4 protein-coding genes and 1 pseudogene are annotated in these 6,231 nt (G+C 59.6%); 4 read left to right on the forward strand and 1 reads right to left on the reverse strand.

The window, feature by feature from the left end:
• Window positions 1-29 precede the first annotated feature (29 nt).
• Window positions 30-533, reverse strand: coding sequence for a type VI secretion system contractile sheath small subunit (tssB, locus tag C8K63_RS11750; protein ID WP_108216853.1), 504 nt, complete (start codon window positions 531-533; stop codon window positions 30-32).
• A gap of 328 nt (window positions 534-861) precedes the next feature.
• On the opposite strand from tssB, the gene vasI reads away from it, so the two are divergent.
• The 4 genes and pseudogenes from vasI to C8K63_RS11770 all read left to right on the forward strand — a co-directional run.
• A complete protein-coding gene (gene vasI, locus C8K63_RS11755; protein WP_223530715.1) occupies window positions 862-1,524 on the forward strand; it encodes a type VI secretion system-associated protein VasI in 663 nt (220 codons plus the stop codon).
• Window positions 1,512-2,930 (forward strand): type VI secretion system protein TssA, encoded by a 1,419-nt coding sequence (tssA, locus tag C8K63_RS11760; protein ID WP_108216855.1) that lies wholly within the window; start codon window positions 1,512-1,514, stop codon window positions 2,928-2,930. Before vasI ends, tssA begins: the two co-directional genes overlap by 13 nt.
• Window positions 2,931-2,935: 5 nt before the next feature.
• Window positions 2,936-5,455: a type VI secretion system Vgr family protein gene (locus C8K63_RS11765; RefSeq protein WP_108216856.1), complete on the forward strand. Its 2,520-nt coding sequence runs from the start codon at window positions 2,936-2,938 to the stop codon at window positions 5,453-5,455.
• Window positions 5,455-6,231, forward strand: a pseudogene (locus C8K63_RS11770) (alpha/beta hydrolase); the annotation flags it as partial. The gene C8K63_RS11765 and the pseudogene C8K63_RS11770, both read left to right, overlap by 1 nt.

Below are 6,231 nucleotides of genomic sequence, written 5' to 3' on the forward strand. Positions count from 1 at the left end.
GGAGTACTCCGTTGAGAAGGGCGTTCAAGTCAATTTGTTGGCGCTTCGAGCACCAGGTTCAACTCGCTGGCCAGGCGTTGGCGAGCGGTTTCATCGGTCAGCATGTTCTGCAGGTGTTTGCGAAAGGCGGGGACGTTGCCCATAGGGCCTTTGAGCGCAACTAAGGCTTCACGCAGTTCCAGTAACTTGTTCAACTCCGGTACTTGGCGGGCGAGCGCGTCGGGGCCGAAGTCATTGATGTTTTTGAATTGGAGTTGCACGTTCAAGTCGGTGTCTTGGTCGTTGTTGAGAACAGACGGAACCGCCATGACCAGAGAAACTTCGGCTTTGGTCAGTACTTCATTGAACGTGTCTTTATCTATTCGAACGGATTGCCGGTCTTCCAGGGCGGTTAGTTCGCCGTGGCCTTTGAAGTCGCCGGTGATTAACAACTTCAGAGGTAGCTCAACTTCAGCCTGTTGGTCGCCCGTGGCCGGGACGTACTTGATGTTGACGCGTTCTTTGGGGGCGACAGAACCCTGAGTTTTCGACATGGGAATAATCCTTTTCGTAAGGTCGGCGTATTAGAACCGGCTATTGCAAGATTTGTCATGTAGGACGACGTGGACGCGATTCGTAGGTTATGGGTGTAGGAAGCTGTACTTGCTTCCACTATTCCTACAGGCTCTGTGGAAATATCTGATAGATGCATCTTCCTATTCGGTTTTAGTGGTGTGTTATTCGTCTTTTACTTGCCTATCCGTCGAACTCAGGCAATGCTCTTAGAGTTAATCGTTGAACTCGCAGGTTAAAAAGCGTTAGTTCGAAAACTTAAGAAGATTGTCCGGTTTTGATTTCGGCGAGGCATATCAGGAGGCGTTGATGCGCAACGGATGGCGAGGATGGAAATGGGGGCTCTGCCTGACGGCTATGGCCGTAATGGACGCGCAGGCGGCGACACAAGACTGCCCTTCCATCGTCTCCCCCTTGAAGCGCCTGGAGTGTTTTGATTTGGCCGCTGGTACGCCCATCCATCACGCACCAGCGGCACCACGCGCGCTTGACCGGGCACTGCCGATTGTCGATCTGGTCCAACGCAATGAAGCCAAGCGTCCACCCGAGGATCAGCGTTTCCTGCTGTCGTCGTTCCCAGAGCCGGACAACGACCAGCAACAACGCATGGTGATCTCAGCCCCGGCGTTGGGCGCGTTGCCGCCTCGGCCTTACCTGGCCATCAGTTGCGAATCGAAAATCTCCCGCTTGCAACTGGTGCTGGATGAGCCAGCCAAGCCCAACAGAATTCGCATCCAGCTGTTCAAGGATGAGCGCCCGGTCTCCGACGCCTATCAATGGCAGGTGCTGGACGACGCCGGCCTGGTGGTCGACGCCGGACGCGGGCTACAGGCTATTTCCCTATTGCGCAACATGGGCGGCGGCCAGCGCCTTCGACTCGAGAGCGACTATCCCAGGCTGCACGGCCTAGTGTTTGACGCCGAAGGCCTGGGCGAACTGATCGAGCAGGAGCGTCAAGTATGTCGCTGGTAATCGACGTGCCGGCGGACACCGTCAAGCTGTTGCTGACACCCATCGAGCCCGAGCAACCCGCCGGCCATTTCGATGTGGAGGACGAAACCTACCAGGCCATCGACCAGGAAATGGTCAAGCTCGGCGGCTTGCGCGAGAGCGATATCGACTGGCCGTATATCGACGAAGCCTCCCGTCAATACCTGGCGATCCAGTGCAAGCACTGGCGCATCGTCGCCCATCTGCATGTGGTTTGGCTGCGCACCCGGCAATGGGCACGTTGGGCCGATGCCTTGGGCTTGTTGGCCGGCATGGTGGAACTGTATTGGGACAGTGCCTACCCCAAGCCCGGCCCCACCGGCTACCTGAACAAACGCAAACAGGTACAGCGTCTGTTGAGCGACATGGTGCAGGTGTTGCCGACCCTGGAGCGCAGCAGTTTTGAACCGGCCTATCAAGCTGCGGCGGAACTGGCCCTGGCAAATCTGCAACGCTGTGCCGAAAGCGCCAAGCTCGACCCCGCGCCACTGGATGCGTTGCAACGCCAGTTGGATAAATACAGCGAGCCAGTCGTCGCCATTGAGCCCACTCGTGCGGCCACCTCCGGCAGCGTTCTGGATTCAGCCTTTTTTTCCAGCCCCAAACCGCAAGCGCCGAGCAATGAGCGCGAACAACGCAGCGCCGTGTTGAACATGGCCGAGCAGATCAACCAGCAAGACCCTTACGACCCTACCGGCTACCAATTGCGACGCTTCGGCCTGTGGTCGCATTTGCGCACCGCGCCGCCCATCACCCGCGACCGTCGCACCGAATTGACCGCCGTGCCCAAGGACATCGTCGACGGCTACCAGGACGCGCTGAACCACAACGCCATTGACCCGAACCTGCTGCTGCGTATCGAAAAAAGCGTCTGCGCCTCGCCGTATTGGCTGCGCGGCAGTTACTTGGCCGCCCACGTCGCCTCGCGCCTGGCGATGGAGGAAGTGGCCGCAGCCATTCGTCAGACCTGTGAGCGTTTTGTCTGCCGTTTGCCGGCGCTACTGGAGTTGTGTTTCAGCGATGGCACGCCGTTCGTGGATGCGCAAACCCAGGCCTGGATCAGCGGTGCCGACCAGGCGCAAACCACCGGCAGCCCGGTGCAGGAATACGCCGGCCTGCGCGACGAACTGGCCGCGCAGCTCAATACCGAAGGCGTGGAAGTGGTGTTGCTGCGTCTGCAAGAACTGCACGCCACCCATGACGCCCCACGCCAGCGCAGCTATGCCACGGTGATTGCCGCCGACTTGCTGGCCTCGCGTGGCCTGTCGTGGCTGGCGGATGACCTGTACGCGAGCGTTGCGCGGTTGATGCGCGAGACCACGGCGCAGGGGTGGGAGCCGGAGTTGTACCGGAAGGTTGCAACCGTTATCAGTGACAGTAAGGACTAGCTACGATGCCCCGCCAAATTGACTTGCGTTTCACCTTCGAGCCTTTGAAGGGCGACGCCTTCGACGTGGTTTCATTCACGCTTGAAGAGGGCCTGTCCCAGCCGTTCACACTTGAACTGCAATTGGCCAGCCACAACGCCGCCATCGACTTCAATCGGGTGCTCGACCTGGCGGGGCTGTTCACCCTCTGGCGTGGCGAGACGCCGGTGCGTTACGTCCATGGCCTGGTGAGCCTGTTCACCCAGGGCGACACCGGCTTTCGCCGCACCCGCTACACGGCCGTGGTCGAACCGACCTTGGCGCGTTTCGACCTGCGTTCCAACTGGCGCATCTTCCAGGGCCAGACCGTGCCCGACATCATCACCAGCGTGCTCACCGAGCAACAGCTCACCGACATCCGCACTGAAATCTGCTTCGAACACCAACCCCGCGAGTACTGCGTACAGGCCGGCGAAACCGACCTCGATTTCATCGCCCGCCTCGCCGCCGAAGAAGGCCTGCTCTACAGCTTCGAACACCGTGCCGACGGCCACACCCTGGTCCTCACCGACCGCGTCGGCGGACTGGGCACCATTGGCACCCACACCGATTGTCCGGTGCTCTACCAGCCCATGGGTGGCGGCGACTCCATGGAACCGGCGTTGACCCGCTTCCACTACACCGAGCAAATCCGTACTGCGCGCCAGGTGCAGCGCGACTACACCTTCACCCACCCGTACTACAACCAGCAGCACACCGCCACCGGCGACCAGGACCTGAACAACCAGCACCAGGACTACGAACGTTACGACTATCCCGGCCGCTACAAACGCGACATCGCCGGCAAGCCCTTTACCAAAACCCGCCTGGCCGCCCTGCGCAACGACGCCAAGCTGGCCCATCTGGCAGGCGACGATGCGCGCCTGCAACCGGGGTTGGCCTTCGACCTGAACGACCATCCCCGCGAAGACTTCAACGACCGCTGGCGCACCATCGCCATCACCCACGCAGGCAAACAACACAGCAGCCTGGAGGAAGAAGCGTTCGGCAGCGGCAGCGGCACGTCCTACGAGATGCAGGCCACAGCCATTCGCTGGACCTCGGACTGGAAAGCCCCATTGCGTGACAAACCCTGCATCGACGGCCCGCAGATCGCCACGGTGGTCGGCCCGCCAGGGGAAGAGATTTATTGCGACGAATGGGGCCGGGTCAAGGTGCAGTTCCCGTGGGATCGCTCGGACAAGAACAACGATCAGAGTTCGTGCTGGATTCGTGTGGCTCAGGGCTGGGCCGGTGCGACCTGGGGCGCCATGGCCGTGCCTCGGGTCAATCAGGAACTGATCATCAGCTTCCTGGATGGCGATCCGGATCAGCCCATTGCCACGGGCCGCGCCTACCGCGAGACCAATCTGCCGCCCTATGAACTGCCTAAGCTCAACGCCGTAGCGACGACCAAAAGTCGCGAGTTCAAGGGTACACGAGCCAACGAGTTGCGCATTGACGACACCACTGCGCAAATCAGCGCGGCGCTAATGAGTGATCACGAACATAGCGCGCTGCATCTGGGTTACCTCACTCATCCACGCCACTATGGCGGCGGTAAACCTAGAGGGGAAGGTTTTGAGTTGCGTACGGATGGTCACGGCGCATTGCGCGCAGCAAAAGGTTTATTGCTGACCGCTGAAGCTCAACTGAAGGCCGGTGCGGGTCAACTGGAACGCCAGCAGGTGATCGAGGTGTTGCAAGCCGCCCTGACATTGGCCAAACAGCTGGGAGCATCTGCCGAAAATGCCCAAGGAATTGCCCAGGATTCGCAGCCGCAACAGTCCCTGACTGATGCCGTGAATGCGTTGGGCCATGGTGCCAATGATCAGGCCAATGGTTCCGGCAATAGCACGCAACCCATCATCGCGTTAAGTGGGCCTGCCGGCATCGCTGCCGCGACGTCCCGCAGTATTGCCATGGGTGCAGGCGAGCACATCGATAGCGTGGCGCAACAAAATCAGCAACTCACCGCCGGCAGGAAAGTGGTGATCAATGCAGGCGATGAGCTCGGACTGTTTGCCCAGGGTGGCGACATGCGCCATATCGCCCATAACGGCCAGCTGCTGTTGCAGGCCCAGCACAACAGCATCCATGTGCAAGCGGATCAAAGCGTGGAAATCAGCGCCAGCCAGCAACACGTGCTGGTGGCGGCAGACAAGCACATCACCCTGTTGTGCGGTGGGGCTTATATCAAGATGCAGGGCGGCAATATCGAGTTGGGAATGCCAGGCAATTTCACGGTGAAGGCTGCGAACAAGTACTTCATTGACCCAAGCAATGCCGCAACGGAACTCAATAGCTGGCCCAGCACATCGTTCAACGAACGCTTTCAAACCTTTTTCCCGGACGGTCAACCCATCCGCAACCGTGCCTACGCTCTGGTGCGCAAAGACGGCGCACGTTTCGAAGGCCGTACCGATGGTGATGGCTTCGTCACCCTGCAACAGGGCATGACGCTTGAAGGGCTTGTACTGGAATGGCTCGAGCAAGGAGACCTTTGATGACTGATAACCCGTCGACACCGCGCGTCGCCCCGATGACCTACAACGCCCGGGGTAACCCTGTGCATACCTGGACCCTGACGCCCAGCCATATCACCGACCCGGTGCACTGCATATTGCCGCCGGATGGGGTGCTGCCGGTGATTTTCGTGCCGGGGATCATGGGGTCGAATTTGAAGAGTAAGACTGAAAATCTGGAGGTTGAGGGCGTCCCTGTCTGGAGGTTGGATGCTGGATTTCTCGGTAAGAATATGTGGCTGGCTACAAACTGGATTAGAAAGTCAGCGGGTGTTAGACAAAAAAAGCTGCACCCGCTAAGGACTGCTGTTGATAACAAAGGCGCGGTACCTAAACGCCCCGCCGGCTCGGTGATCGCTCTGCCAGGATTGGACAGAAAAAAGACCCTCTCGGCCCTGACCAAACGCTACGAAGAACGTGGCTGGGGCGAAGTCAGCGAAACCAGTTATCACGCTTTTCTGCTTTGGCTGGAAGACACCCTGAACAGCCAATTCCTGCCCCACCAATGGCCGCAATTCGACATCCGGCCGGAGCATTTGCACACCGTCGCCGTCGAGCCTGGGCCTACGCACATCACCCGGTTAAAACCTGAAATCCCCATCGCCATGCCGGGATTGGGCGCCAACCTTGCCAGCCAGTTGCCGTCGATACTTTCGGACGAGCTGATAGCGCGTGGCGGCTACCGCATGCCGGTGCATGCCTGTGGTTACAACTGGCTGGACTCCAACGAACAGGCCGCGTCCAGGCTGGCCAAGCGC

Source organism: Pseudomonas sp. GV085, from assembly GCF_003050925.1.
In the GTDB taxonomy this organism is placed as follows: domain Bacteria; phylum Pseudomonadota; class Gammaproteobacteria; order Pseudomonadales; family Pseudomonadaceae; genus Aquipseudomonas.